Consider the following 23,609-nt stretch of genomic DNA (forward strand, 5'->3'; position numbering starts at 1 on the left):
AAGTTTTCCTAAGTGCTGATTTTTAAACGAGTGAGCTAGCATGCTCAAAAATTAAGCATGATCAATATAGTTCGCTTACACTTGACTCATGTCAATAATCCCTGTAAGCACACTCGCCGCTCTCGAAGAAATGTTGCAAAACGCGAGTTGTCATTTACCTCATGCGTGCTTGCCCATTGTGTTGGGTGATCGCACCGTCGGTCACCTCGTCCCTGAATTCACCCCTTTCGTGATCGAGAGTTTGCAAAGCGATCCGATTGCCCATCTGAATGTGAGTGGGCGGGGTTTGGTATTTGCAGTAGTTCCTCCTGCCCACCTCAGCGCCAGTTTGCGTGTCTTGGCGATGAGGATGCGTGACGCTGGATTGATACCAGCGTGGCGCAATGAAGAGTTTGCATTCTATGGTGCTGATGGTCATGAGTACTTTCGGGTCGAGCGCGCGGCGTTTCGAAGTCTCGGGGTGCAAAGTCAGGCAGCGCACATCAATGGTATGACTGCCAATGGCCAACTTTGGGTAGGACGGCGCAGCGAGAGTAAGCAGATTGATCCCGGCAAACTCGATAACCTCGCCGCTGGCGGCATTAGCGCCTCCGAGACCGTGGTGAATTGCGCGATACGAGAGCTATGGGAAGAGGCCGGCGTTCCCGAGCCCATCGCGAGCGCCATTACTCCAGCAGGCAAGTTATTAATTAGTCGCCCTAACCCACCCCATGGCATCCACCACGAGAGCCTTTTCATCTTTGATCTTGTCTTACCCTTGCAATTGGTTCCCATCAATCACGATGGCGAGGTGAGTGGCTTTATTCAACTGGATCTCGCGGAGGCTGCCGCCCGCATCCTGGCGGATGAGTTCACGACTGATGCAGCCTTGGTCACTGCCGACTTGATATTGCGCCGCAACCGGATGGCTTGATGAAGCTCAAGGATGGGCTTTGGGGATTCGTGGTTAAATAGGGTCACAAGGATGAAACAGGGGTGCCCCCACTGCGGTGGTGCTGAGAAAGACCCTCGAACCCGATCCAGGTAATGCTGGCGTGGGGAGTTCCATCAGACCGGCACACGGTTTCGTCCACTCTATGAATATTGCGAGGAGATGGACATGAGCGTTAGCACCGAGAATCAAAAGAAGGCGAAACCTGAGATCCCAAGTCTGAAGAGTTTGGAGCGTGACTTTGGACAAAAGTTTGCCTATCCGGCTTCCACCAAAACCTATTTGCAAGGATCGCGGCCTGACGTGAAGGCACCGATTCGGGTGATTGAGCAGTTACCGACCAAAACTGGTGAAACCGAGACTGCCAATCCGCCGATTCCGGTGTATGACACCTCGGGTCCCTACAGCGATCCTGATATCGTCATCAATTTAGAAAAGGGTCTACCCAAATTACGTAGTCAATGGATTGCTGAGCGCGGCGATACCGAGCAATTGGCTGGCCCCTCCTCCGAATACGGAGTGGCTCGTGCGCATGATCCAGCCACAGCGCATTTACGCTTCTCACACATCGCTGCACCTCGGGTTGCCAAGTCCGGTGCGAACGTGAGTCAAATGCATTACGCCCGCAAAGGCATCATTACCCCTGAAATGGAATACGTTGCGCTGCGCGAGTCCATGGGCCTTGAGAAACTTCGCCAAGATCCACGCTATCAACAGATCCTCAAGCAGCACCCTGGCAAATCCTTTGGTGCGAATATTCCGGATGTGATTACTCCGGAGTTTGTACGCTCGGAGATTGCCGCAGGCCGTGCCATTATCCCCGCCAATATTAATCACCCAGAGCTCGAGCCCATGATCATTGGCCGCAACTTCCGTGTGAAGATTAATGGCAATTTGGGTAACTCCGCCGTGACCTCCTCGATTAATGAAGAGGTCGAGAAAATGGTCTGGGCGATCCGTTGGGGTGCCGACACCATCATGGATCTCTCCACCGGTAAGCATATTCATGAAACGCGTGAGTGGATTATTCGGAACTCGCCTGTACCCATTGGTACGGTGCCGATTTATCAAGCACTCGATAAGACCGGCGGTATTGCCGAAGATCTCACCTGGGAAATGTTCCGTGACACCTTGGTGGAGCAAGCCGAGCAAGGCGTGGATTACTTTACGATCCATGCGGGCGTATTGCTGCGTTATGTACCGCTCACTGCCGATCGCATCACCGGCATCGTCTCACGCGGTGGCTCGATCATGGCCAAGTGGTGCTTAGCGCATCACAAAGAGAACTTCCTCTACACCCACTTTGATGAGATCTGCGAGATCATGAAAGCCTATGACGTGTCATTTAGTCTTGGCGATGGTTTGCGTCCAGGTTGCATCGCGGACTCCAATGACGCTGCTCAGTTTGGTGAGTTGCATACCTTAGGTGAACTTACCGCTAAGGCCTGGAAACACGATGTACAAGTGATGATTGAAGGCCCTGGTCACGTTCCAATGCAACGCATTGAAGAGAACATGACCGAAGAACTCAAGCATTGCCTTGAGGCCCCCTTCTACACCCTAGGACCCTTGATTACTGATATTGCTCCTGGCTACGATCACATCACCAGTGGTGTGGGCGCTGCGCAGATTGGTTGGTACGGCACGGCGATGCTGTGCTATGTAACTCCCAAAGAACATTTGGGTCTTCCCGATAAAGAGGACGTGCGCGAGGGCATCATTACCTACAAGATCGCTGCCCATGGCGCTGACCTTGCGAAGGGCTTTCCGGGTGCGCAATTGCGCGATAACGCCCTCTCCAAAGCACGTTTTGAGTTCCGCTGGGAAGATCAGTTCAATCTAGGCTTGGATCCCGAGCGTGCGCGTGAGTACCACGATGCCACCCTACCAGCCGAGGGTGCCAAGATTGCGCACTTCTGTTCAATGTGCGGTCCCAAGTTCTGCTCCATGAAGATCACCCAAGATGTGCGTGATTACGCCGCGAGCCTCAAAGAAGGTGTTGATCCTGCCAAGGGTATGGAAGAGAAATCCATCGAGTTCCGCAAACGCGGCAGTGAGATCTATCAGTAGGTCTTGAAATGAGTATGTCATACGCCATCGTTGGTGCCGGCCTCATGGGTCGGATGATGGCGTATGCCCTCACCAAATCGGGCTCAAAGGTGGAACTGTTTGAGCGCAGTGGCCCCGATGCAGAGCACTCCGCTGCACGGGTTGCCGCTTCGATGTTAGCCCCTCTTGCCGAATCAGCGATTACCGAAGCACCGGTGGTGCGCATGGGGCTGTATGGGCTTGATCGCTGGAAGCAGCTCATTACGGAGTTGAACGCGCAAGTATCGCAACAGACCTACTTTCAGCAAGACGGCACCCTCGTTCTGTGGCATCGTCTTGATGCACCCGAGGCGCAACGCTTTGCTGAACATCTTGAGCGTAATGTGCGCATGAACCCAGCTCTGGCGACACCCTGGCATCTTGATAGCAAGGCACTCACCGAGCTTGAGCCTGCCCTAGCGGAGCGCTTTACCCAAGGTCTCTTTTTGCCTCGCGAGGGCCAGCTCGATAATCGTCAACTCTTAACTGGCTTACTTGAGTTCTTAACGAAAGCACAAGTGCCCATGCATTGGCATCGTGCGATGGAGCCCCATGAGCTGCGTGGACATGGCTTTGACTGGGTGATTGACTGCCGTGGCTTAGGTGCCAAAGCCAGTTGGGCCGATACCCGCAATCCCCTGCGTGGGGTTCGGGGGGAAGTGATTCGGGTGCATGCCCCAGAGGTCAAGCTCAAGCGTCCTACACGCTTGATCCACCCCCGCTATCCCATCTACATTGCACCCAAAGAGAATGATCTCTATGTAATTGGGGCCACTGAAATTGAATCCGATGACCTCTCGCCCGTGAGCGTGCGCTCTTCCATGGAATTACTCTCAGCGGCCTACTCGGTGCACTCCGGCTTTGCCGAGGCACGGATTGTGGAAGCGGCTACGCAATGTCGTCCAACGCTTAAAAATAATTTGCCGGAGATATGCATCCCTGAACCTGGGCTCATGCAAATCAATGGGCTCTATCGCCATGGTTATTTAATTGCGCCAGCAATGATGGATGCAGCAATACAACTTCTACGTGGTGAGAACCAAACGCTTGCCAAGCGCTTTGATTTGAAAATCCAGCAAGCTAGCTTGAGTGGATCCCTCGTATGATGCGCGTGCTCGTCAACCAACAGGTCCATGAGCTTCCCCCTGCGAGCAAGGTTAGCGATCTCTTAACAGTGCTCGATGCCAAGCCACCGTATGCCGTGGCGGTTAATTTGCAGTTCGTTCCCAAATCACAGCATGCGGAGTATGTATTGCATGACAACGACTCCATTGAAATTATTTCACCGGTGACCGGTGGTTAAACTATCCGTATACGCACCATGACCGCTCCTTTACCAACCCACCTCAACGATCCCCTCATTCTGTATGGGGAGTCATTTGCGAGTCGCTTACTATTGGGTACCTCACGCTATCCCTCGCCTCAGGTACTAGAGACCGCCGTGCAACGTGCACGCCCAGCGATGATTACAGCAAGCTTGCGACGTCAAGGCTCCGCTGCAACCGAAGCGCACAGTGGCTTTTGGGAGCTCCTCAAGAAAATGGCAGTACCGGTATTACCGAATACCGCTGGTTGCCACAGCCCACAAGAGGTAATTACCACCGCGCAGATGGCACGCGAGGTGTTTGAGACCAATTGGATTAAGTTAGAACTGATTGGAGATGATTACACCCTGCAACCGGATACCTTGCGCCTGGTGCAAACCGCCGAGCATCTCATCAAAGATGGGTTCAAGGTTCTGCCATATTGCACCGAGGATCTCATTTTGTGTCAGCGCTTAGTCGATGTTGGTTGCCAAGCGGTCATGCCCTGGGCTGCACCGATTGGCACCGGTCAAGGGCCGCTTAATCCTTATGCGATGCGCTTGCTGCGCGAGCGCTTGTCGGTTCCCTTACTTGTCGATGCGGGCTTAGGTCTACCGTCCCATGCCTGTACGGTGATGGAATGGGGCTTTGATGGTGTGCTACTGAATACGGCCGTAGCACTTGCCCAAGATCCTGTTGCGATGGCTCAAGCCTTCGCCAGCGCCGTTCATGCAGGTCGTCAGGCATTTTTATCGGGGGCGATGCAACCCCAGGATTCAGCGCAGGCGAGTACCCCATTGGTAGGCACTCCGTTTTGGCATCACGAATAGGAATCTAGTGTGAGTCATATTCGGGAGATGGCGAAGCAAATTGTGGCAGCGCATTGCCATCATGAGTTGTGCTTACCCTTGCCAACCTTTAGTCCCGATCAACCACCGCCAACCATTAAGACCGAGACCAGCCAAGATCAATACGAACTTGCTGGTACGATTGCGGCGATTGAGATGGGTTTTATTGAGAGCGATGCGCGCGTGTTAGGCAAAGCATGGTCACGTATGATTAAAGACGTAGGTGACTTTAATCCCAAGCTCTGGCCCTCACGCCCAGAGTATTTTGAGATGTTGCCCTACTCGCGCAATTCGAATCCAAGGGCTTTTAAAGAGTGTCCGAAGCGTTTAGGACTCTATGGGGTGTTCCCCGATGCGGATTGGATTAAGCGCATGGTCGATGCTGAGCTCCCTACCGCACAGTTGCGATTTAAATCCGATGATGTAACCCAAATACGTTCACAAATCCGTGAGGCGGTTGCGGCAGTTAAAGGTAGCAAGACCCTCTTGTTTATCAATGACCATTGGGAAGAAGCGATTGCAGCTGGCGCCTATGGAGTGCACTTGGGTCAGGAAGATTTAGTAAGCGCCAATTTGGATGCGATTCGTGAGGCAGGCCTGCGTTTGGGGCTGAGTACCCATGGCTACGCTGAGTTGGTGATTGCGGATCGCTATTGCCCAAGCTACATTGCCATGGGTGCGGTGTTCCCGACCAATCTAAAGAAGATGCCCACCGCACCTCAAGGCTTAGGTCGCTTATATGCCTATGCCAAGCTCATGCAGCACTACCCGCTTGTCGCCATCGGCGGCATTGACGAGGGCAGTATTCATGCGGTGGCACAAAGTGGTGTGGGATCGGTCGCAGTAGTACGCGCGATTGTGGCCAGCGATGATCCCAAAGCGGCGGTCAAGCGCTTACAAGAGCTCATGAAAACCAACTAAGCAAGCTATTGTTGGTCAGGTAGTTGGGTGGGATAGAAGTCGTGCATATGCCACAGCGGCCCGGGACCCTTACCAATTTCTAAACGCTGCCCTGCTTCAATTGCTGCACTCACAAATGATATTGCTTTCGCTACCGAGTGACTGAGATCATGCTTGTCAGCCAAGTAGGTTGCAATAGCACTTGAGAGTGAGCAGCCTGTGCCATGGGTGTTCACCGTCGGTATGCGTGGATGCTTAAACTCTTTATGAAACACGACCGGCACATCGTCTTTGCGATCATGCCAGATTAAATAGTCGACTAGCTCATTGGGCTCACCTTCCAGGTGTCCACCTTTGATCAAGACCGCGCGTGGGCCAAGGGCTAATAGTTCTTCAGCAGCTGTCTTGAATTGATCAACCGCCACAATCGGACGTCCCAATAAGATCGAAGCTTCATGTAAATTGGGGGTGATGATGGTCGCAAGGGGAAAGAGTTCGGTCACCATGGTGCGCGCTGTATCGTCACTACCCAAACTGGCTCCTGAGGTAGCCCGCAAGACCGGATCCAATACGATTTTACGAATACCGTGTTTCTTGAGTGTAGCGGCCACTGTTTTTACAATGGCGGGGCTCGCCAGCATGCCGATCTTGACCACATCCACACCAATATCCGTCACTACTGCATCAATTTGCGCTTCAATCACATCAAGGTCAACATCTTGGATACGGGTCACACCCATCGTGTTTTGTGCAGTAATTGCCGTAATGGCGGTCATTCCAAAGCCACCTAAGGCAGTAATGACCTTCAGATCCGCCTGAATCCCTGCGCCACCACCACTATCAGATCCCGCAATGCTTAATACCTTGGGGATGAAGATGGGGTTGGGTTTAGTGAGTTTCATGAAAAAGAGGTCCTCGGAATCTATTCGTTATAATAGCGTCTATTCCCTGATAGCTCAGTCGGTAGAGCGACGGACTGTTAATCCGCAGGTCCCTGGTTCGAGTCCAGGTCGGGGAGCCAAATTCAGTAAGGCTTACAGCTTAATTGGCTTGTAAGCCTTTTTCTTTACTCTGACTACTTATAAAACTGTTGGTTAGCACTCTCAATCAGTTGATCGACCGTACCACTGGCAACTGCTTTTTTGATCCCCTCAGTAAAGCCCTTTTCTAATTGGGAGTAACACTTCGATTTTTTAGAGAAGGCAATATACATATCTGCTGTTAACACGCTCTTGGGCAAGAAAACCACCTTTGAGTCCAGATTTAACTTCTTAGCCTCTAATTTGCCTGGGTAGCTTCCAATAATTAAATAGTCGGCCTGTTTATTGAGCAACTGAGTAAATGCCTGATCAACGCCATTGGATCGAACAACATTCAAATCAGTTTTGATATAGGCATCAAATTGACTGCCATAACTCTCTCCTTGGTTGGTCACGCCACGATGCCCTTTTAAATCAGACCATTGAGTGAACTTAAAGTTGTCACCCTTACGAATCACGATCGATACTGGATCGAGCATGTAAGGTGGCTCTATGTAATGCATATATTCGGCCCGAGCTGGGTTCTTATAGATGCCAAAGATGATGTCTGCGCGACCATCACGTATGGCTTGTTGCGCCTTCTCCCATGAACCAAAATCCATCGAGGTAACTTTCTCAACCCCAAGACCTTTGGCAATATTGCTGACTAAAGTAACCGATGACCCTTGCAGTTTTCCGTCGGCTGCCCAAGCAACTGGCGGATATGCTGGATGGCCAGTGATAACCAATGCCTTACATTGCTGCGCTTGAGCGATATGAGTTAGGGATAAAGTAATTAGGATTGTTGGTAAATAACGGCGCATCATCAAGAGCCTTTCGTTTAGAAGCTTCATCATACTTGACCTTATTGGGCTGATTTAATACTAACCCCAAGGTAGGCTCCAAAGCCTTTAGCACTGGTTGGTGTTGTGGTCACCATATAGGTTGGTCCCAACTGAAATGAGACGTGATAGTCCAGCAATTTGACCGTTTTGCCACCACTCAAGGTGAGCTGATTAGTAGCATTGCGCGCGGTGTAATTGAAGTTCATTTGACTCGATAAGTTGTAAGTCCACGCATGATCGCTCGTATAGGACAGTGTTGGTTGCACATTCAGAATGTTGGCTGAGCCACCTGATAGGTCATTGCCAATCCCCCAAGAATTAAACATGGTCGCGCCAATGGTCCAATTATCTGGTGCATATAGAGCCCCAGCCGATATACCAACACCCGTTTGCCTTGACCCATTATTGGCATTACTGGCTGGGGTCTGAACGTAGGGACCGATTCCGGCAAACCATCGTTTATCGAGAATGACAGTGAAATAACTTGGGAACTGAATTGGTTGTTGCTGATTAGTGACCTGCTGATTGCTGATATTGCGGTTGTAGGTTAATGTCGGGTTCAGAATCAAATGAATGTTTGATCCAAGATGCAGTGGAATGACTGGAGCAACCATATACTCATCTTGCTTAATATTACTGTTGGCACCTAACTTTTGATTAGCGTTATAGGCGACTAAGACATGCGATTTAGGGTACAGCGGATTTTGCATTTGCTGCCCCGATTTGGCAGTATGGCTCATAGTACTCGTTGGGGATTGGGCCAGTGTCACCCCTGAAAGCAAGGGAATGGTCAAGCAAATGAATTTAATTAAATTAATCAACAGTAGCATGTTATTCGTAGTACGATCAATCAATTGGCTTAATGTACAGCATCCTTCCAACTTAACTACGGAGAATGAAATGATTCGATTACGCATGAGTCAACCTATATTAACAATTAGTACTGTTCTAATGATCTGGGTGAGCCCTGGAATGGCTCAAGATACCAGCAATGAACAACGCATGATTGACCATTGCCGCCAACGCCATCCTGAGATGAGTGTTGACCAGTGTCGCTCGATGTATCAAAACATGAAGAACATGACCCCTGAACAACGAGTTGAGCGTTGTAAGCGCAATCATCCCGAGCTATCCGCCGAGGCCTGCCAGAAAAAATACGGCGGCTCGACCTAGCGCTGCGCCAGGATTTGCCTGGCAATAGTTTCTGCGATGAGCATGACTGGCGCATTGGTGTTACCGGAGGTAATACAGGGCATCGCTGAGGCATCGATGACTCGTAAGCGTGCTACTCCGCGTACCCGACACTCAGAATCCAATACGGTATTTGGATTATCAGTTTGACCTTGGGCGTCGACCTTCCCCATAGCGCAGGTACTCACTGGATGAAAAATCGTTGTTCCTAAATCACGTGCCGCGTGCTCAAGGTCTTGCTCGCTTTGTAATTGAGTACCAGGTAATACCTCTTTGGGGGCGTAAGGCTTTAGGGCATCGCTTCCCATAATTTGGCGTGTGATTCGAAGGCTATCGACTGCCACCTTTAGATCGTCTGGGGTGGATAAATAATTGCACCGGATTTCTGGATGCATCTGGGTATCGGCTGATTTAGCCCTCACCCAGCCGCGTGAGCTGGGTCGCAAATTGCATACACTCGGTGTAATCGCATTAAAGGGATGTAGCGGTTCCCCAAATTTAGGTAAGGAGAGTGGCTGAACATGCCATTCAATATTCGCTGTAGGCTGCGATGGATCGCTTTTGGTAAATGCACCCAAGGTCGATGGTGGCATCGTTAGTGGTCCAGTACGTTTGATGAGATATTCAAGGCCCATTCCCATTCGGGTCAACCAGTTTTTATAGAGTGTATTGACGGTCTTGCAGTTCTCAACCTGATACACCGTGCGGATCTGTAAGTGATCTTGCAAGTTCTCGCCTACGCCCGGAAGGTCTATCCTAGTTTCGACCCCGATGGAATTGAGGTGATGGTGCGCACCGATTCCTGAGACTTGCAATAGTTGGGGGGATCCAATCGAACCGGCTGACAGAATCACTTGGTCCTTGGCATGGGCAGTGACGCGTGATCCGGCGTGTAATAGATCTAGACCACGCACTTCCCAGGCTGCGCCATACCAGGCATTCATCTGTTGTGTTGGATTATTTTGGGTTTGGGGTTGCGTCGGTATTAAATTGAGTTGCAATACCTGTGCTTTAGTCAGAATCGTTAAGTTCTTTCGATGACGAATTGGGTGGAGATACGCATCGGCCATCGACCAACGCACTCCTTTCTTTTGGGTCATCTGAAAATATGCACAACCCTCGTTATCGCCTCGGTTGAACTCCTCGATCGAGGGAATGCCCTGCTCCTGCGCGGCTTTGCGCCAAGCGTCCAAGATTTGCCATTGGACACGGGCTTGCTCAACCCGCATCTCCCCTTGATCTCCGTGCCAGGCATTGGCTCCAGCAAAATAGTTTTCTAGGGATTTATATGTCTCTAGGGTGTGATCCCACCTCCAGATAGGATCGCCGGTTAACTCGGCCCAACGGGCATAGTCACTCGCCTGACCACGCATATAGATCATGGCATTAATCGATGAGGATCCGCCAATCACACGCCCTCTTGCATAATGGATCGAACGTTGATTGAGGCCAGGGTCAGGATTGGTTTTAAAGCACCAGTCAGTTCTGGGGTTGGCAATCGTATAGAGGTAGCCGACAGGAATCTTGATCCAAAACCAATCGTCTTCTCCTCCGGCTTCGAGTAATAAGACTCGATGGTTTGGGTCTGCGGAGAGACGGTTTGCTAAGAGGCAACCCGCACTACCAGCGCCCACAATAATAGTGTCAAACTCAAGCGCTGCTGGGGTGCTCACTTCTGTGTCTCACCAAACTAGAAATTATTTCTTCTGACGGCGCTCTTGAATGGCTTTTAAGACCGCTGGGGTATTGAGCTGCTGATCAACCATATATAAAGCGCCGCCATAATTGGCTTGCAAATCGTAGCCCGAGATGCCCACGGTGTAGAAGGTCACATTCGGATTAAACGAGCGGATCGTACTGCTTGAGCCGGCCGAGAAGTTCGCCTCGACATCAAGGCCTAACTGCTGACCATCAACGGTAGTCAGAATAAATTGTTCGATGGCATCTTGGGTCTTAAAGATAATAATTTGATATTGCTCTTGGTATCCTGCACCGAGGCCCTCACCGGTCTTCATATCACGCATGAATACGGGTTGGTCTTTGTAACGCTTATCGAACAAAACCCCCTCGCCGCGAGCCACCACCACCAAGATGACGTTCACATTCGTGGTATTGAATATGGCATAGCCTGCTGCGCTCTCAATATCTTTACGAACCTTGGGGTCTTGCTTCAATAGAAGATTTAAGCCCGTCTCTGCCATTTTGATGGTTGCTTGGCGCTTTTCCGTAATCTCGGCTGGGGTCAATGGTTTGCCATCTTTGCCCGTCGATTGACATGCGATCAAAAGCAGTGGGCAAAGAAGAGTTAAAAAGATAGCAGTCCAGCGATTGGAAATACGCATTGATGGGTCCTGTTGATAAGAATCGATTAAAACGTCATAAATGACTAAGCCCACATATTTTATAGACCATTCATGAAATGGGATTAATTTCTAGGTAGTATGTTGGGTTGATCAACAGTTATTTCCTTTAAAGAGCCAGCGATGATCATTATTCCTTTTTTATTAATTGGGGCTTTATCCCTCACAAGCGGACATGCTCTGGCTCAAGCCAAACATGGCCATGCGCATGAGCATGGTAAGGGCAAACTTGAGCTCACAATTGAGTCTGGTAGGGCAATTGGCAACATGAAGCTTCCACTGGAGGCGCTCGTTGGGTTTGAGCGCGCCCCCAAGACAGAGGCGGAGACCAATGCCATTAATACTATGAACCAGAAACTGCAGAATCCTGGCGCATTCTTTGTGGCAAATAATGACGCAGAGTGCTCCCCCAAATTAATTAGCAGTACCATCGTGCGCGATCAAGCAGGTAAGCATGCCGATCTGGACTATCAGTTTGACCTGAACTGTGCCAAACTCGGTTCACTCAAACAACTTCGCATTGGCCTCTTTTCGGAATACAAACGTCTCAAAGAGATTCGGGTAGAGTCAGTTGGTCCTTGGGGTCAAAAATCAGCGACCGCCAAACGCGATTCCAGTACGGTTAACTTTTAAGTGAGACGCTCGCCCCACTCCCTCGCGATTGAGGTTAAGCATTTGGAGTTTGCTTGGCCAACTCAGGCGCCACTCTTTACCAATCTATCGTTCTCGGTGGCCCCTGGGAAGAGTCTCTTCATCTCAGGGCCATCGGGGTGTGGCAAAAGTACTTTATTAAATCTGCTCGCCGGGGTGATGCCACCCAAGCGTGGTGAGATTTGGATCCATGGCGAACGTTTACAGGACTTAAGTCGGAGTGCGATAGATCGCTTACGCGGCGAGGAAATGGGTTTTATCTTTCAACAATTTAACTTGATCTCTTACCTTAATGTTGCCGATAACATCTTGTTGCCTACCCATCTGTATCCCAAGCGACGTCAAGCTGCCATTGCGGAGTTTGGTTCCCTAGACTCCGCACTGTCGCATTTAATAGAACGCCTAGGTCTCGCTCCAGCTCTCCTCACCCAACCCGCACATCGGCTCTCGATTGGTCAACAGCAACGCGTTGCAGCGGCACGTGCCTTTATTGGTCGGCCATCGATTGTGATTGCAGATGAACCTACCTCAGCCTTAGATTGGCAGAATCAGACCCAACTCATGGATTTATTTTTGAGTCTTGCGCAAGAGCAACGCACTGCCTTGGTGATGGTCAGTCACGATGAGCGCTTGAGCGAGCAATTTGATGAGCGCATCGGCTTTGCCCAGAAAGTGGCTGCCTAATGGTTTGGTTACGCATTGCACTTTTGAGCGCCTTAGCTCGCAAAGGCGGCTTATTGATTATGGTCTTATCGACCGCTATCTCGGTGGCGATACTGCTTGGGGTCTTTAAGATCCGCGATGACACCAAGACCAGTTTCTCGAATGCCATTAGTGGTGTCGATTTAGTAGTAGGTGCCAAGGGAAGTCCCACCGAACTCATTTTGTATAGCGTCTTTCATATTGGTCGAGCGACCAACACCATTGCCGCCTCTTATGAAAAATCCCTCATGAGTATGAAGCCTGTGGCCTGGGTGGTACCTGTGCAATTGGGCGATAGCTTCCGGGGCTATCCAGTGGTGGGAACGAGCATTGAGTTCTTTACTCATATCAAGGCACAAGGTCGTCATCTGGAATTATCCGAAGGCAAGGTACTGACCGATCCCACACTCTTTGAGGTCGTGCTGGGTGCTAACGTGGCTAAGAACACCCAACTGAAACTAGGTGAACAAATTGCCATTACCCATGGCTCAGGTACCGGCCCCAAGCAAGACCACAGCAACTCGCCCTTTCGGGTGGTGGGCATCCTAAAGCCTAATGGCACCCCCATCGATAACGCGGTGTTCATTTCCACCAATGCCTTTGATGCGCTCCATGACATTGAGGAAGGCGGAATTCAGTTTGCCAAGCTCAATCCGGATTCTCAGGTGAGTGCGTTCTATGTCGGGCTCAAGGATCGCGGCAGCGTGTTCTCAGCACGGCGCCAAATCGACGCCCTGCCCAATGCAGGGCTTATGGGTGTGATGCCCGGGGTTGCCTTAGATGACTTATGGTCCACCATGGAGGTGGCTGAGAACGCGCTCTTAATTATTTCTTTAGGGGTGTTGATCACGACCATCCTAGGAATCACGGCCACCCTATTGGTCTCACTGGAGAACCGACGTCGTGAGTTGGCCATCTTTCGGGCGATTGGAGCCAAGCCCTATCAACTGTTACGCCTTGTACTTTTTGAAGCGCTCTTGATTAGTCTAATTGGTATTGCACTAGGCTGGCTGATGTTACAGATCGCGATCCTCTTATCAGCCGATTACTTCCGCACCTCTTGGGGCGTGGTCACCAGCATTGGGCTTCCAACTACCCATGATCTACTTTCCTTACTCGCCTTGGTGATTGTGGTGCTCCTCTGCGCCTGCATTCCGGCCATCAAAGCCTATAGAATGGCACTCAACGAAGAGTTAAATCCCCCATCCACATGAGACGATCCTTTTTACGCTTATCGAGTGTCAGCTTACTGGGCCTCATGCTAGGGGTGTATCCACTTCGCAGTGAGGCTACGACCTATAAAGAGATCGAGTGGGATGATCTGATGCCTGAGGGCTGGCGTAAGAAAATGATCTTGGAGGTCACTCGCATGCGCCGCTATGGCAGCTTAATGGATGGTGATCCTAAAGCTGATGAGGCTTATGCTCGTTTAAAGAAAGCCTGGGACTCAGCGCCGCCGTCCAAGGTTTATATCGGTAAAGCAATACGTATTCCTGGTTATGTGGTGCCACTTGACGCGGAACGCATGCAAAGTAGCGAATTTTTATTAGTCCCCTACTTTGGTGCCTGCATTCATTCGCCACCACCTCCGGCTAATCAAATTATTTTGGTCAAGCCCCCAAAGGGCTCGAAGGTGCGCACCATGGATGCCATCTGGGTGGAAGGCATTCTGAGCGAGGGTCGAACTTATTCTGAGATTGGCAGTAGCGCCTACGTTCTCAACGCCGACAAGATTACGCCCTATCGTTGATGGATCGACTTACTCGCCTTACAAAACAACATTACCATCACGAGGGCAGCAATCAGTTCAGCGCTGACAAAGCCCAACACATCGGCAGGCGCAATGCCCACAAAGGTATTTGTGAGGCTTCTAGCCACAGCGACCGCAGGATTGGCAAAAAAAGTGGATGAGGTAAACCAGTAACCCGCAGTGACAGTAAGCGCCACCAACATTGGCACCTTATCTTTTGCCGCTTGATCCCCAATCCGAATCACCGAGAGAAGTACCAGCGTTGAAATCAACTCACTAGCCCAAATACCAAGACCAGTTCGCACCTTGGTTGACTCTTGCAAGATTGCTAGACCAAACATCAGATGTGTTACCCATATTCCAGTAATCGCACCACTGAACTGACATGCCCAATAGGCAAGTAGCTTGTTGAGATTGAGATGCCCCAGCTTCCAAAACATCAGGCTCACCACTGGATTAAAGTGTGCGCCGGAGATCGGGCCTAAGAGCACGATTAAGACATAGAGCCCTGCTCCGGTGGCGATGCTATTACCAAGCAAGGCTACAGCTGCATTACCATTCGAGAGGGTCTCACCCATGATGCCGCTACCCGCCACAATCGCAAGCAGCAACGCGGTGCCAAAGAACTCGGCCGCGTAGGACTTCATGAGGCTTTGTGGTGAATATCTTTCAGAGCCATCGAGTCGAGTTTATCGAGCGGCATGCTGGCTAACAAATCAATGCGTTTTTTGAGACCGTTCATCACTTCGATAAATGCAAGACGCTTCTCTACATCTGTACCACTAACTTGCGATGGATCGCGAAATCCCCAGTGTGCGGTAGCAGGATTGCCTGGCCAGACGGGGCATACCTCACCCGCCGCGTTATCGCAGACCGTAATAATGAAATCCATCTTGGGGGCATTGGGTAAACCAAACTCATCCCAGCTCTTACTGCGTAATTTGGATTCGTCATAGCCCATCTCCAACGCTAACTCCTTGGCAAAGGGATTGACTTGGGTGCCGGGGGTTGAGCCTGCAGAATAGCCCACGAAGAGACCACTGGGATGGGTGGAGGCCAGTGCCTCCCCCAGAACAGACCGGGCGGAGTTATGGGTGCACAAGAAGAGTACGTTGTATTTTTTCATGGGCATGCGACTTTTTTCTTCGATTTAGGAGTACTACAGGACTGACCCTGGCAGCAGTTATCCAATAAAAATTCACTGAGATCCTCAATCACATTGGGATTAGGGCGATAGATCAAGTTGCGGCTTTGGCGCTCTACCAATAACAGCTTGGCATTGACTAGCTCTTTCAGATGAAAGCTCAAGGTTGCATTGGGAATGCCTAACTTCTCAATCAATTGACTCGGGGTCAAGCCAATATCTCCGCGTTGCACGATTAGACGGAAGATATTGAGTCGAGTCTCCTGCCCTAAGGCTAAAAGGACTTGGATGGCATCAATATTTTTCATATTTCCAATTATATAGAAATATATGACAGCTTTGTGACATAGGCTGAAAGATTAAATGCTTACCTCGGAATTACTTTTGTGGAATCTAGATGGGTCTTCATAAACTGAGGTGATGTAACCCCCATCGACACATAGATGCTGGTTAGTTCTTCCATACCAATCTCGGCAGGGCTTACCCAGTCAACTGGCACATAGAGCAAGCCCCCTCCAATCGGTACTGGTGCGGTTGGCACGATTACTGCATAGCAGGCCTGATCTTTGACCATTACCGCTTGGGGGGATGAGAGCAAAGCCAGCGCTGACACTCCACCCGCTCCACCAAAATGCACCCATACCGGGCGCATCGTTTTCAACTCCTCATCATCCCGCTTGGCAACCAGACTCACAAAGCTATGAATGGTGTCATAGACCGTTCGTACTACTGGTATCTTCCGAACCAAGCCATTAATGATGGCCGTAAATCCCTTCTGCAAACCCTTCTCAACCAACAGGCCAAGAATGAGCAAGGCTAGGATCACAATCGCCAAGCCAATGACATAACCAACCCACTCGAAACCTGCAATGCCTAAGCCCATCTTTGCCATCACACTGCCGACTGCGCTCGATGGTCCAAGCCAACGAATCACGATCCCCACTACAAAGGCAATCAGCAGAGCCGTTGCTATCAGAGGAAACGCCGCTAAGAGTCCGGCTAGGAATAGGCGAACAAGTTTGGATGAGCTTGGTGACATAAGATCAAATAAGTTCTATTAATGCTTGAGTGTAATTCACACAAGATCAAAGACCAACACCTCCGCCTCTTCACCTTGGCTGATCTCAATCCTTGACTCATCTGCAATCATGGCAGCGTCGCCACCACTTAAGCGCTGACCATTCACCGTCAGGGTGCCTTTGATGAGATGCACATATCCTTTGCGACTTGGGTCCAGTTTGAGGATCGCTGATTGATCACCATTAAAGGTACCGGCATAGAGCTTCGCATCCGCGTTCATGGTGATCGAGTCCTCTGCTCCATCGATGGAGGCTAAGAGGCGTAATTTGCCATCTTTATCTTGGGCTGGAATCGTTTTTTGCTCATAGCCTGGCTTGACTCCCGTAAATTTGGGCTGGATCCAAATTTGCAGAAAGTGTGTCGTTTGATCCTTGGCATAGTTGAACTCACTATGGGTGACGCCCGTACCCGCACTCATACGTTGGATGTCTCCAGGCGGGATGGATTTGACGTTACCCATACTGTCTTTGTGTGCCAACTCGCCTGAGAGAACATAGCTAATGATTTCCATATCCCGATGGCTGTGCTCACCAAAGCCCGTACCAGGATCAATGCGATCCTCATTGATCACCCGCAAATTACCCCAGCCCATAAATTTGGGGTCATAGTAATTGGCAAACGAGAATGAGTGAAAGCTCTTGAGCCAACCATGATTGGCGTAGCCCCGCTCCTGCGATTTACGAATCTGCATCATGGCTTAGGCGTGGAATTGGCTAGCAATTTTTGCAATCCGCTCACCATACAAACGTGCGGTCTCGAGGTCACCGGAGTTAACCTCATCGGCGCTGGCATCCGATGGGGTTTGCATCATCGCGCCCGCAAAAGAGCCGACATAGTTCACATCATCACGTTTTGCAGACTTAGCATTCGACGGCATGAGGCCAGTGCCAACCCAGATACCTGAGTGTTGCATCGCCAAAGTAAAGAAATAATGCAAGGTGGAGTGCTTATCACCATTCATGGTGGCTGAGTTGGTAAAGCCACCAAAGATCTTGTCTTTCCACTGCTGGCTAAACCAGGGCTTTGAGCTTGCATCAGCAAATTTCTTGAACTGCCAACTCACACTGCCCATATAGGTGGGTGAGCCAAAGATGATGGCTTTGGCGTTCTTTAATACCTCCCATTGGGCTTCGGTAATATTGCCATCGGCATCAATAGCGATCAATGTTGCGTTTGCGCCTTTGGCAACGGCCTCGGCTTGCTTTTGGGTATGGCCATAGCCACTGTGGAATACCACTGCAATGTTTGACATGTTCTCTCCTGTTAATTTAGGTTAATTGGGGTTAAATAAACTGACTACGAATTCGGTCTAAGGCTTCGATGGTTTGATTGAGCTCCTTCATGCTGCACTTGGCAAAGCCCTGCTCCAAATACTGCACATGTTCAGGGAAGGCTTTCTTAAAGAGGCGCTCGCCCGCTTTGGTCAATCCAATTCGGTAACTGCGGCCATCCTTCGCATTGGGTATTTTTGTAATCAAGCCCTTTTGCTCTAAGCGCTCAAGCACACCGGTCATCGTGCCCTTCAAAATCAAGGTCTTCTCGCCCAATTCCTTACAGGTCATAGGCGGTTGATTGCCTAATGTAGCAATCACATCAAATTGGGTCATGGTAAGACCCATACCCTTAATGTGCTTGGTCGAGTAAGCCTCAAAGGCTTGGTAGGTACTTGCTAGGCTGCGGATAAAACGAAGGTAACTCATGGTATTTCCAATTAGTCTGTATGCGTACTATTTTAGTACGAGTACAGACTATTTGAATACCACCAGTTTTTCTAGGGAAAATTGGTTGCTTGTGCTGAGGTGTGATGGTTGGCGGTAAACCGCCAACCACCTGGATTTAATCGACCATATTGCGCAAGGCGGCAATACGCTCATCTAATGGAGGATGACTCATGAAAAGACGCTTAAGGCCAGTGCCCATACCACCTGAAATTCCAAAGGCCTCTAATTGCTCAGGCAAATGAGGCTCGTTAATGGACTTTTGCAGGCGTTCCAGCGCCCGAATCATCTTCTGCTTACCTTCTAGATAGGCTGCGCCTGCATCAGCACGGTACTCCCGCTGACGGCTAAACCACATCACGATCGCACTGGCCAAGACACCCAAGACCAACTGCGCAATGATGGTAGTGATCCAGTAAGCAGGACCATGCCCACGCTCGGTCTTAAAGACCGCCCGATCAATAATGTGACCAATCACACGCGACAGGAAGAAGACAAAGGTATTGATCACCCCTTGAATCAGCGCCAAGGTCACCATATCACCATTGGCCACATGGCTTACCTCGTGGGCCAGTACTGCTTCTGCCTCATCGCGGGTCATGCCGCGTAATAAGCCAGTGCTGACCGCCACCAAGGAACTGTCGCGCATCATCCCGGTTGCAAAGGCATTGATATCTGGTGAGTCGTAGATTGCCACCTCGGGCATGCCAATACCTGCTTCCTTGGCTTGCCGAGCTACTGTATTTACGAGCCACTGCTCCTGCTCGTTACGGGGTTGCTCAATCACATAGGCACCGGTGGAGTGCTTGGCCATCGTTTTAGATAGGGCCAGGGAGATAAACGATCCCGTAAAGCCCACCACACCAGCGAGCATCAGTAACGAGGTCAGATCAAGACCAACACCCTGCTCATCCAAGACTTGGCCCAAGCCAAAGATATTGATGATGATCGTGATCACCAACATGATGGCAATGTTGGTAATTAGGAACAGAAAAATACGTTTCATGCGTAATACTCCTTATGACAATAGGGCTACGCTATCAGGAATTTCTTAAATGTGCTGAAAACAAATTGGTTGACTATTTTTAGGGGAATTATCGGTTGTATCACCAAACTAGATAAACAAAGCTCCCGAGCTGGATAAAGTTGATCACTATGCTCAAGCCGTGCAGGATCCCAAATTTCTTCTTCTGCCCTTGATCCGATGCGCGGTTAATGGCGGGTGTAAGAACCCATAGGGAGATAAAGAATAAGGCTGCGCATCCCACTAACAATCCCATGCTAAGCGTGTCGTTCGCCAAGAAGGAGGCAATGATCGAGACCGCTCCTAGGAAAGCGTAGTACTTAGGAAAAAAGTTGCGTACATATTTACTCGCCCACTCTTGAGGCAGCACCTTAAATACCGTCGGTGCCACGGCGATGGTGAAGAACACCATGATGCCGATCATGGCGGAAACGAGATAAAGACTGAGATTAGGATTCATCGATTTATTTGTGTTTGTATTGGGTTGGACAATAAGCACGCTGCACATCAGGGTCGCGCAATTGCCGATGCTTAGTTTGTCGTCCGGTGACTCGCGCGCGCCATAGACGATAGGAGCTCGGCTTTAGGACACTGCGCATAAGTGCCTTGACCTCGGGTTCACTCAACTGAAATTGCGCATGGATTGCCTCAAAGGGAGTGCGGTCTTCCCAGGCCATTTCGACGATACGCGATAGCTCAGATGGATTCAGTGTGTGCATGCATTGGATTAAACACGAATTTACAAAATCAGGTACAGTCGCCGCATGTCCTTGCTCCAAAAACCGTTTCGGGCCCTTGTAATTGGCTCCTCTGGAACCATCGGCTCTGCCTTGGTATCGGCCCTCCAAATGCATTCCAACTGTGCCGAGGTGGTCGGGGTCCATCGTGGATCTGAGCCATCCATCGATTACGCTCACCCGAACTCGATTACTTTGGCAGCAGAGCAATTAGTAGTTCATGCGCCCTTTGATCTGATCATTAACACCATTGGGGTTTTGCATAATCAGAACATCTCTCCCGAAAAGCGCTTGTCAGATCTACGAGCCGCACAACTCCAAGAGCAGTTCTTGGTAAACGCAATTGGGCCAGCGCTGACCATCAGCCAGTTCACGAAGCTCTTAAATCCAGCGGGTGCTATTTATGCCACCCTATCAGCTAAGGTGGGCAGCATCAGCGATAACCGTTTAGGAGGTTGGTATAGCTACCGATCCTCGAAAGCAGCTCTCAATATGTTGATTAAGACTGCGGCGATTGAGCTCAAACGCACCATGCCAAAGGTTGCCTTGATTGCGATCCATCCGGGTACCGTGAACTCTAATTTATCCAAACCGTTTCGGGGCGAAGAAATTGGTCGCGACCCTCAACAAGCCGCCAATGAAATCCTAACCGTTCTATTAAAAGTGAGTGCCGAGAACTCTGGAAGCTTTGTGTCCTACAGTGGCGAAGTGATTCCCTGGTAATTAGAGAATCTGCTTTAGTTGCTCCGCCAGGCGATAGCCACTCAACCAAGCTCCTTCCACGGTGGAGTTCTTTAACCAATCCCCACACAGGCCCACTGCAATCGATGGATCAAGGGCAAACTCTCGTTTATTGGCTGCCTCAAGTTTGGCATAGCGCCATAAATGGCTTTGGTGCAAATCGGGCTCCACCCAAGTCAGCTCCTGAAATGCTTTAATCAAAATGGGCTCGATCTCAAACTGAGTGCGATCTACATGCTCTGATGACCAAGCATGACTCGCTTGTGCAACCCAGGTCTCATATATGGGACGATCGGGCTTGGAGTTATCACGCGCCAACCAGGAAAACAAACTACCCTCCACAAACGCACCATCAAAAGAAAGATTGAGCGGCTCTTTTAAATAGGCCAAGAGAGTCCAACAGGGCAGCATCACCACTTCCTGGCAAATCGCTTTTAAGGATGCTGAGTATTGACCAATCAGGCGTTCAGCCTGCACCGACGGAATCGCTAGTACGAGATACTCAAATGCCCCAGCGAGTTGGCCATGCTCTTTGGTGGTGATTTTCCAGAGATCATTAATCCGATGCAGATCCACTACCGTATGTTGGGTCAGCACATTCAAATTCTGTGCTAAGTGTTTGGCTGGCGAGGTCATCGCCGGAATACCGACATAGCGCGTCGCATCCGAGGGTTTATCGATGGCATTGCCATGATTGAAGCTCACAATCCGACCTGACCATGGTTTGGCAACCTCAGCTTGCACCCACTGAGCAACTTCTCTCTGGAATAGAGGATCGCGCGCCGTGAAGTACTGAGCACCATGATCGGCTTCCCAATCACCAAAGTAGCGATGGCTCATACGACCGCCTACCCCTTTGCTCTTGTCAAAGAGAGTCACTGCAAAGCCATGAGCCTGTAATTCTTGGGCACAGGATAGACCAGCAATCCCCGCACCAATGATGGCAACCCGTTTTTTAATAGTAGTCATTTAACTCAACCAGCGTTTTCGATAAGAACCATCTGCATCATATTGCGCAATCTGTTTGGCGACATTAAACGCTCGACCACCCCTTGGGTCGGTACCATGACCCGCAACATACAACCAGTTACCTTGATTGCTATAAACATCATAGTCAATTAAGCAGGACTCAAACCAGGCTGCCCCTGCCTGCCAATTGCCGTTCATGGCATAGATCCAGTGACTCGCCACAATTTGGCGCATGCGATTCGATAGAAAACCCGTCTCAGCCAGCTCCCGCATACCCGCATCAATGAGATCAACACCGGTAGTACCGGTAGACCACTGATGAAAGCATTCGGGGTCAAAGGTGTTGGGTGCACGTTGACTCAATCCCATAGGTCTAAACAAGCGTTTACCGTATTTAAGCATCAGAAAGCGAAAGTAATCACGCCAGAGCAGCTCAAACCAAAGCCAATAAATGCCATCATTAGCCCCGTATTGTTCTTCATATTGATGAATCCGCCCAGCAATCGTGCGCGCAGAGAGCGATCCGACCGCCAACCAAGGTGAGAACTTACTCGATGCATCAAATTGACTTAAGGCATTACGGGTCTCTTTATAGGTATCAGGTAAGCGTCGCTCGCAATATTGTTCGAGATGCCTTAGAGCATGAGACTCACCACCGTCGACAAAGAGCGTGACCGCACTCTCTTGAATTTGATCCTGGGGTGGCAACCTGGATGGCAGTGGTGGAATCGTTTGAGGGATCGTTACTGGCTCGGCAAACTTGAGGTGACGCTTTTCAACCCACTGTCGAAAGTTAGTGAAGACATCCGGTAGCTCGCCAATATCCATACTCAGGGTTTGAGGATCGAGCATCGTCGATTGCCATTGGGTGTGTATATTTAGTCCTGCTCTTTGCAATTCCAAAACATCGTGCTCTTCTTCCGGCGCGGCGATCACTTCGCAGTAAAGCGCATCAGCACCAATTTCCGTGTAAAGCGTTGGCAAGACATTCTTTGGGTCACCCTCCAGAACGAATAGGGTTGAGCCCTTCTCTTCTAGTGAGTTTCTTAAGTCACGAAGGTTCTGGTGCAGCCATGCAAGGCGTCCTTTACTGATTCGTTCAAATCCCCAAGGTGTTTGCTCTTGCGGGGGGAGTATAAAAATCGGTAAGAGGTTTTGAGAGTTCTGGCAGGCGTTTACAAACTGGGGGTTATCAAGAAGACGTAGGTCTGCTCTAAACCAATAGATTGAACAACCCACGATGAAATGCTTTAAGTTGACTGTAGCTTAGCGCTGGGATCTACCATGCACTGTTTTTGAGCGTTACGCTCGATCACCTTGAGCCACTCGGGCTTGGTTTGATTAGTCAATGAATTAAGCTCACTCAATTGTTGATCATTGGCTAAATTGCGCACAACCCGCGCGACACAGGTACAGTAGTTACTAAAGTCACTGGCCTCGAGGCTTCTGTTCTTGACGTTTTGATGATTACGTAGCTGCTGATTAATACAGCTTTTAGCGATCGGGTCGCTGCTAACCGTAGCTAGACTTGGGCTAGACGTGACAAGCAACAAGCTACTCAAGACAGTGGCGAGGATTGGGATCAATTTCATGGATGGCTTTCAAAA

General features: G+C 50.0%; 30 protein-coding genes, 1 tRNA gene and 1 riboswitch. Of the genes, 13 read left to right on the forward strand and 18 right to left on the reverse strand.

Annotation, left to right across the window (positions count from 1 at the left end; all coding sequences use genetic code 11):
- Positions 1-88: 88 nt before the first annotated feature.
- From QUE60_RS05270 to QUE60_RS05295, 6 genes are all read left to right on the forward strand, one after another.
- The gene (locus QUE60_RS05270) at positions 89-913 is read left to right on the forward strand and encodes an NUDIX hydrolase (RefSeq protein WP_286226296.1); all 825 of its coding nucleotides are present in this window, start codon (positions 89-91) and stop codon (positions 911-913) included.
- Positions 914-961: 48 nt separating this feature from the next.
- A riboswitch (TPP riboswitch) is annotated at positions 962-1,058 on the forward strand.
- A gap of 41 nt (positions 1,059-1,099) precedes the next feature.
- Positions 1,100-3,001 carry a phosphomethylpyrimidine synthase ThiC gene (gene thiC, locus QUE60_RS05275; RefSeq protein ID WP_286226297.1) on the forward strand — a complete coding sequence of 634 codons (1,902 nt, stop codon included), beginning with the start codon at positions 1,100-1,102 and terminating at the stop codon, positions 2,999-3,001.
- Between the two features lie 8 nt (positions 3,002-3,009).
- A complete protein-coding gene (locus QUE60_RS05280; RefSeq protein ID WP_286226298.1) occupies positions 3,010-4,125 on the forward strand; it encodes an FAD-dependent oxidoreductase in 1,116 nt (371 codons plus the stop codon).
- Positions 4,122-4,322 carry a sulfur carrier protein ThiS gene (gene thiS, locus QUE60_RS05285; RefSeq protein WP_458574784.1) on the forward strand — a complete coding sequence of 67 codons (201 nt, stop codon included), beginning with the start codon at positions 4,122-4,124 and terminating at the stop codon, positions 4,320-4,322. The genes QUE60_RS05280 and thiS overlap by 4 nt, the downstream gene beginning before the upstream one ends.
- 18 nt (positions 4,323-4,340) lie before the next feature.
- Entirely contained in the window at positions 4,341-5,153 is an 813-nt protein-coding gene (locus QUE60_RS05290; RefSeq protein WP_286226299.1) for a thiazole synthase, read from the forward strand.
- Positions 5,154-5,162: 9 nt separating this feature from the next.
- A complete protein-coding gene (locus QUE60_RS05295; RefSeq protein WP_286226300.1) occupies positions 5,163-6,092 on the forward strand; it encodes a thiamine phosphate synthase in 930 nt (309 codons plus the stop codon).
- Between the two features lie 5 nt (positions 6,093-6,097).
- On the opposite strand, the gene thiD is transcribed toward QUE60_RS05295, so the two are convergent.
- Positions 6,098-6,973: a bifunctional hydroxymethylpyrimidine kinase/phosphomethylpyrimidine kinase gene (gene thiD, locus QUE60_RS05300; RefSeq protein ID WP_286226301.1), complete on the reverse strand. Its 876-nt coding sequence runs from the start codon at positions 6,971-6,973 to the stop codon at positions 6,098-6,100.
- 43 nt (positions 6,974-7,016) lie between these two features.
- Between thiD and QUE60_RS05305 the strand changes: the two genes are divergently transcribed.
- Positions 7,017-7,092 (forward strand) — tRNA-Asn (locus QUE60_RS05305).
- 54 nt (positions 7,093-7,146) lie between these two features.
- Here QUE60_RS05305 and QUE60_RS05310 read toward each other — a convergent pair.
- Together QUE60_RS05310 and QUE60_RS05315 are read right to left on the reverse strand one after the other, a co-directional pair.
- Entirely contained in the window at positions 7,147-7,947 is an 801-nt protein-coding gene (locus QUE60_RS05310) for a substrate-binding periplasmic protein (protein WP_286226302.1), read from the reverse strand.
- Positions 7,948-7,955: 8 nt separating this feature from the next.
- Positions 7,956-8,675 (reverse strand): hypothetical protein, encoded by a 720-nt coding sequence (locus QUE60_RS05315; protein ID WP_286226303.1) that lies wholly within the window; start codon positions 8,673-8,675, stop codon positions 7,956-7,958.
- A gap of 160 nt (positions 8,676-8,835) precedes the next feature.
- Between QUE60_RS05315 and QUE60_RS05320 the strand changes: the two genes are divergently transcribed.
- Positions 8,836-9,108 carry a hypothetical protein gene (locus QUE60_RS05320; RefSeq protein ID WP_286223105.1) on the forward strand — a complete coding sequence of 91 codons (273 nt, stop codon included), beginning with the start codon at positions 8,836-8,838 and terminating at the stop codon, positions 9,106-9,108.
- Here QUE60_RS05320 and QUE60_RS05325 read toward each other — a convergent pair.
- Both QUE60_RS05325 and QUE60_RS05330 read right to left on the reverse strand, forming a co-directional pair.
- The gene (locus QUE60_RS05325) at positions 9,105-10,799 is read right to left on the reverse strand and encodes a GMC family oxidoreductase (protein WP_286226304.1); all 1,695 of its coding nucleotides are present in this window, start codon (positions 10,797-10,799) and stop codon (positions 9,105-9,107) included. The genes QUE60_RS05320 and QUE60_RS05325 overlap by 4 nt on opposite strands.
- 24 nt (positions 10,800-10,823) lie before the next feature.
- Positions 10,824-11,468, reverse strand: a complete 645-nt coding sequence (locus QUE60_RS05330) for a lipid-binding SYLF domain-containing protein (protein WP_286226305.1) — start codon at positions 11,466-11,468, stop codon at positions 10,824-10,826.
- Between the two features lie 141 nt (positions 11,469-11,609).
- Between QUE60_RS05330 and QUE60_RS05335 the strand changes: the two genes are divergently transcribed.
- From QUE60_RS05335 to QUE60_RS05350, 4 genes are read left to right on the forward strand one after another with little or no spacing between them, the layout of a single operon-like run.
- Positions 11,610-12,119, forward strand: coding sequence for a ZrgA family zinc uptake protein (locus tag QUE60_RS05335; RefSeq protein ID WP_286223108.1), 510 nt, complete (start codon positions 11,610-11,612; stop codon positions 12,117-12,119).
- The gene (locus QUE60_RS05340) at positions 12,120-12,821 is read left to right on the forward strand and encodes an ABC transporter ATP-binding protein (RefSeq protein WP_286226306.1); all 702 of its coding nucleotides are present in this window, start codon (positions 12,120-12,122) and stop codon (positions 12,819-12,821) included.
- A complete protein-coding gene (locus tag QUE60_RS05345; RefSeq protein ID WP_286226307.1) occupies positions 12,821-14,053 on the forward strand; it encodes an ABC transporter permease in 1,233 nt (410 codons plus the stop codon). The genes QUE60_RS05340 and QUE60_RS05345 overlap by 1 nt, the downstream gene beginning before the upstream one ends.
- Positions 14,050-14,589 (forward strand): DUF3299 domain-containing protein, encoded by a 540-nt coding sequence (locus QUE60_RS05350; protein ID WP_286226308.1) that lies wholly within the window; start codon positions 14,050-14,052, stop codon positions 14,587-14,589. Before QUE60_RS05345 ends, QUE60_RS05350 begins: the two co-directional genes overlap by 4 nt.
- On the opposite strand, the gene QUE60_RS05355 is transcribed toward QUE60_RS05350, so the two are convergent.
- The 10 genes from QUE60_RS05355 to QUE60_RS05400 all read right to left on the reverse strand — a co-directional run bounded on the left by QUE60_RS05355 (position 14,580) and on the right by QUE60_RS05400 (position 20,274).
- The gene (locus QUE60_RS05355) at positions 14,580-15,236 is read right to left on the reverse strand and encodes an aquaporin (protein ID WP_286226309.1); all 657 of its coding nucleotides are present in this window, start codon (positions 15,234-15,236) and stop codon (positions 14,580-14,582) included. The genes QUE60_RS05350 and QUE60_RS05355 overlap by 10 nt on opposite strands.
- The gene (locus QUE60_RS05360) at positions 15,233-15,721 is read right to left on the reverse strand and encodes an arsenate reductase ArsC (protein WP_286226310.1); all 489 of its coding nucleotides are present in this window, start codon (positions 15,719-15,721) and stop codon (positions 15,233-15,235) included. Before QUE60_RS05360 ends, QUE60_RS05355 begins: the two co-directional genes overlap by 4 nt.
- Complete coding sequence (locus QUE60_RS05365; protein ID WP_286223114.1) at positions 15,712-16,041, reverse strand: ArsR/SmtB family transcription factor; 330 nt, start codon at positions 16,039-16,041, stop codon at positions 15,712-15,714. Before QUE60_RS05365 ends, QUE60_RS05360 begins: the two co-directional genes overlap by 10 nt.
- 59 nt (positions 16,042-16,100) lie before the next feature.
- Positions 16,101-16,772: a DUF502 domain-containing protein gene (locus QUE60_RS05370; RefSeq protein WP_286226311.1), complete on the reverse strand. Its 672-nt coding sequence runs from the start codon at positions 16,770-16,772 to the stop codon at positions 16,101-16,103.
- A gap of 36 nt (positions 16,773-16,808) precedes the next feature.
- The gene (locus tag QUE60_RS05375) at positions 16,809-17,507 is read right to left on the reverse strand and encodes a pirin family protein (protein WP_286226312.1); all 699 of its coding nucleotides are present in this window, start codon (positions 17,505-17,507) and stop codon (positions 16,809-16,811) included.
- Between the two features lie 3 nt (positions 17,508-17,510).
- Positions 17,511-18,065: a flavodoxin family protein gene (locus QUE60_RS05380; protein WP_286226313.1), complete on the reverse strand. Its 555-nt coding sequence runs from the start codon at positions 18,063-18,065 to the stop codon at positions 17,511-17,513.
- A 31-nt stretch (positions 18,066-18,096) separates the two neighbouring features.
- Positions 18,097-18,513 (reverse strand): MarR family winged helix-turn-helix transcriptional regulator, encoded by a 417-nt coding sequence (locus QUE60_RS05385; RefSeq protein ID WP_286226315.1) that lies wholly within the window; start codon positions 18,511-18,513, stop codon positions 18,097-18,099.
- Between the two features lie 136 nt (positions 18,514-18,649).
- Positions 18,650-19,537 carry a protease HtpX gene (gene htpX / locus QUE60_RS05390; protein WP_286226316.1) on the reverse strand — a complete coding sequence of 296 codons (888 nt, stop codon included), beginning with the start codon at positions 19,535-19,537 and terminating at the stop codon, positions 18,650-18,652.
- A 100-nt stretch (positions 19,538-19,637) separates the two neighbouring features.
- Positions 19,638-20,015: a DUF4149 domain-containing protein gene (locus QUE60_RS05395; protein WP_286226317.1), complete on the reverse strand. Its 378-nt coding sequence runs from the start codon at positions 20,013-20,015 to the stop codon at positions 19,638-19,640.
- Positions 20,016-20,019: 4 nt separating this feature from the next.
- Entirely contained in the window at positions 20,020-20,274 is a 255-nt protein-coding gene (locus QUE60_RS05400; protein WP_286223121.1) for a TIGR03643 family protein, read from the reverse strand.
- Positions 20,275-20,319: 45 nt separating this feature from the next.
- Here QUE60_RS05400 and QUE60_RS05405 point away from each other — a divergent pair, with 45 nt between their 5' ends.
- A complete protein-coding gene (locus QUE60_RS05405) occupies positions 20,320-21,015 on the forward strand; it encodes an SDR family NAD(P)-dependent oxidoreductase (protein ID WP_286226318.1) in 696 nt (231 codons plus the stop codon).
- Here the strand turns inward: QUE60_RS05405 and QUE60_RS05410 are convergent, their stop codons facing one another.
- From QUE60_RS05410 to QUE60_RS05420, 3 genes are read right to left on the reverse strand one after another with little or no spacing between them, the layout of a single operon-like run.
- Positions 21,016-22,002, reverse strand: a complete 987-nt coding sequence (locus QUE60_RS05410; protein ID WP_286226319.1) for an NAD(P)/FAD-dependent oxidoreductase — start codon at positions 22,000-22,002, stop codon at positions 21,016-21,018.
- Entirely contained in the window at positions 22,003-23,241 is a 1,239-nt protein-coding gene (locus QUE60_RS05415; protein WP_286226320.1) for a DASH family cryptochrome, read from the reverse strand. It abuts the gene before it with no gap.
- Between the two features lie 11 nt (positions 23,242-23,252).
- Positions 23,253-23,594 carry a hypothetical protein gene (locus tag QUE60_RS05420; protein ID WP_286226321.1) on the reverse strand — a complete coding sequence of 114 codons (342 nt, stop codon included), beginning with the start codon at positions 23,592-23,594 and terminating at the stop codon, positions 23,253-23,255.
- Positions 23,595-23,609: the final 15 nt, after the last annotated feature.

Origin of the sequence: Polynucleobacter sp. HIN11 (assembly GCF_030297675.1) — a bacterium.
Classification (GTDB): Bacteria; Pseudomonadota; Gammaproteobacteria; order Burkholderiales; family Burkholderiaceae; genus Polynucleobacter.

Bases quoted from the DNA above. Each gene is read 5' to 3' on its own strand.
- thiD (WP_286226301.1), bottom strand. From the start codon at position 6,973: ATGAAACTCACTAAACCCAACCCCATCTTCATCCCCAAGGTATTAAGC.
- QUE60_RS05320 (WP_286223105.1), top strand. From the start codon at position 8,836: ATGATTCGATTACGCATGAGTCAACCTATATTAACAATTAGTACTGTT.
- QUE60_RS05330 (WP_286226305.1), bottom strand. From the start codon at position 11,468: ATGCGTATTTCCAATCGCTGGACTGCTATCTTTTTAACTCTTCTTTGC.
- QUE60_RS05310 (WP_286226302.1), bottom strand. From the start codon at position 7,947: ATGATGAAGCTTCTAAACGAAAGGCTCTTGATGATGCGCCGTTATTTA.
- QUE60_RS05420 (WP_286226321.1), bottom strand. From the start codon at position 23,594: ATGAAATTGATCCCAATCCTCGCCACTGTCTTGAGTAGCTTGTTGCTT.
- thiC (WP_286226297.1), top strand. From the start codon at position 1,100: ATGAGCGTTAGCACCGAGAATCAAAAGAAGGCGAAACCTGAGATCCCA.
- QUE60_RS05360 (WP_286226310.1), bottom strand. From the start codon at position 15,721: ATGCCCATGAAAAAATACAACGTACTCTTCTTGTGCACCCATAACTCC.
- QUE60_RS05335 (WP_286223108.1), top strand. From the start codon at position 11,610: ATGATCATTATTCCTTTTTTATTAATTGGGGCTTTATCCCTCACAAGC.
- QUE60_RS05385 (WP_286226315.1), bottom strand. From the start codon at position 18,513: ATGAGTTACCTTCGTTTTATCCGCAGCCTAGCAAGTACCTACCAAGCC.
- QUE60_RS05380 (WP_286226313.1), bottom strand. From the start codon at position 18,065: ATGTCAAACATTGCAGTGGTATTCCACAGTGGCTATGGCCATACCCAA.
- QUE60_RS05395 (WP_286226317.1), bottom strand. From the start codon at position 20,015: ATGAATCCTAATCTCAGTCTTTATCTCGTTTCCGCCATGATCGGCATC.
- QUE60_RS05350 (WP_286226308.1), top strand. From the start codon at position 14,050: ATGAGACGATCCTTTTTACGCTTATCGAGTGTCAGCTTACTGGGCCTC.
- QUE60_RS05370 (WP_286226311.1), bottom strand. From the start codon at position 16,772: ATGTCACCAAGCTCATCCAAACTTGTTCGCCTATTCCTAGCCGGACTC.
- thiS (WP_458574784.1), top strand. From the start codon at position 4,122: ATGATGCGCGTGCTCGTCAACCAACAGGTCCATGAGCTTCCCCCTGCG.
- QUE60_RS05405 (WP_286226318.1), top strand. From the start codon at position 20,320: ATGTCCTTGCTCCAAAAACCGTTTCGGGCCCTTGTAATTGGCTCCTCT.
- QUE60_RS05290 (WP_286226299.1), top strand. From the start codon at position 4,341: ATGACCGCTCCTTTACCAACCCACCTCAACGATCCCCTCATTCTGTAT.
- QUE60_RS05270 (WP_286226296.1), top strand. From the start codon at position 89: ATGTCAATAATCCCTGTAAGCACACTCGCCGCTCTCGAAGAAATGTTG.
- QUE60_RS05355 (WP_286226309.1), bottom strand. From the start codon at position 15,236: ATGAAGTCCTACGCGGCCGAGTTCTTTGGCACCGCGTTGCTGCTTGCG.
- QUE60_RS05410 (WP_286226319.1), bottom strand. From the start codon at position 22,002: ATGACTACTATTAAAAAACGGGTTGCCATCATTGGTGCGGGGATTGCT.
- QUE60_RS05345 (WP_286226307.1), top strand. From the start codon at position 12,821: ATGGTTTGGTTACGCATTGCACTTTTGAGCGCCTTAGCTCGCAAAGGC.
- QUE60_RS05400 (WP_286223121.1), bottom strand. From the start codon at position 20,274: ATGCACACACTGAATCCATCTGAGCTATCGCGTATCGTCGAAATGGCC.
- htpX (WP_286226316.1), bottom strand. From the start codon at position 19,537: ATGAAACGTATTTTTCTGTTCCTAATTACCAACATTGCCATCATGTTG.
- QUE60_RS05280 (WP_286226298.1), top strand. From the start codon at position 3,010: ATGAGTATGTCATACGCCATCGTTGGTGCCGGCCTCATGGGTCGGATG.
- QUE60_RS05375 (WP_286226312.1), bottom strand. From the start codon at position 17,507: ATGATGCAGATTCGTAAATCGCAGGAGCGGGGCTACGCCAATCATGGT.
- QUE60_RS05365 (WP_286223114.1), bottom strand. From the start codon at position 16,041: ATGAAAAATATTGATGCCATCCAAGTCCTTTTAGCCTTAGGGCAGGAG.
- QUE60_RS05315 (WP_286226303.1), bottom strand. From the start codon at position 8,675: ATGAGCCATACTGCCAAATCGGGGCAGCAAATGCAAAATCCGCTGTAC.